The 1250-nt window shown below is 56.7% G+C and carries 1 protein-coding gene and 2 pseudogenes; all 3 read left to right on the forward strand.

Going from position 1 to position 1250, the window contains the following annotated elements; translation table 11 throughout:
• Window positions 1-253: hypothetical protein (locus ACX3P1_RS28115; protein ID WP_459083087.1), on the forward strand; the 253-nt coding region annotated here is incomplete at its 5' end.
• Window positions 254-477: 224 nt separating this feature from the next.
• Window positions 478-618, forward strand: a pseudogene (locus ACX3P1_RS28120) (SH3 domain-containing protein); the annotation flags it as partial.
• Window positions 619-936: 318 nt separating this feature from the next.
• Window positions 937-1107, forward strand: a pseudogene (locus ACX3P1_RS28125) (DUF1236 domain-containing protein); the annotation flags it as partial.
• Between the last annotated feature and the right edge of the window lie 143 nt (window positions 1108-1250).

The following is a 1250-nucleotide window of genomic DNA, read 5'->3' on the forward strand; positions in this document are numbered from 1 at the left end:
ACAAGTGGCGGGCTTGCAAGCCGAGGAAGTGGAGTCTCCTCTGTCGCGGGTGGGAAGCGCGACTTTCGTTCAAACGGTGTTGAGGCAGGAACGTTCCAATCAAGTCAGGATAAAACCAGCAGCAATAACGGTGAGCGCAAGCGATAAAGGCACGGCCAGCAGCCAGCGAGCGTCGAAAATACTTTTGTCCGGCTCATGGTGCATAGTCACCTCCCGCAATCGCAACGCGTCGGGGCCGAAACCGTTCCTCTAGTGGCTGGTCAGCGAAAGCCGGTTAGATCAGGTATGGAGGACGATCCCCCAAAGACGCCATTACTGGAATGATTGAAGCATAATAGCGGAAAAGCCGTGAAAAGACCTTAATTATCTTTGGAACGAGTTGATCTCGCGGCGGTTTCTCTTGTTCAGCAATTCTGCTTGAAGGAGAGAACGATGAAAATGTATCTTCCCATAGTTGCGGCCAGTGTGCTCGTCGCCATGTCAGGTGCCGCTTTTGCCGACACATCGGTATCGGCCGTAACCGATCTCAATGTGAGAGCGGGTCCAGGGCCTCAGTACCCAGTTATTGGCGTGTTGGCTGCTGGCCAGCAAGCGACCCTCAACGGTTGTCTCGAGAACAGCAAATGGTGCACCATCGCCGAAGCTAAAGGCCAAGGCTGGGTATATTCCGACTATGTGACGGCCGACTTCGGCGGGTCTCAGGTTGTTTTGACCCAGCGCCCGGCTGATTCAGGCATCGCTGTCGTTGCGGCACCGGCAGACAAGGGCGGCGGTGATGCCGGAGCATTTGCCGGCGGCGCCACCGGCGCGATTGCGGGTGCCATCATTGGTGGCCCGGTTGGTGCCGCAGTTGGCGGAGTGGCGGGCACCATCGCAGGTGGTGCGACCGGCACGGCCATTGATCCGCCCGAAAATGTGCGTGCTTATGTGGCCGCGCATCAGGAAGCACCGGTCTATCTTGATGGAGAGGTTGTGACGGGAGCGACCTTGCCTGACACAGTCGTTTTGGGAGATATTCCCGACTACGAGTACCGCTATGTGAATGTGAATGGTCAGCCAGTCTTGGTCGAACCGCAATCGCGTAGGATCGTTTATGTGATGCGCTAGCAGGGCCAACGACCAAAAAGCCCACCGCTCCAGGCTACAGAGCGGTGGGCTTTTACTTGGGGCGGAATGAATAGCCCCTAGATTTGTGGACGCCTTCCTCCCTAAATTTGAGGCAAGGAGGCCATGATGGGGACCAGCAGTTT

This window comes from Mesorhizobium sp. A623 (assembly GCF_054489405.1).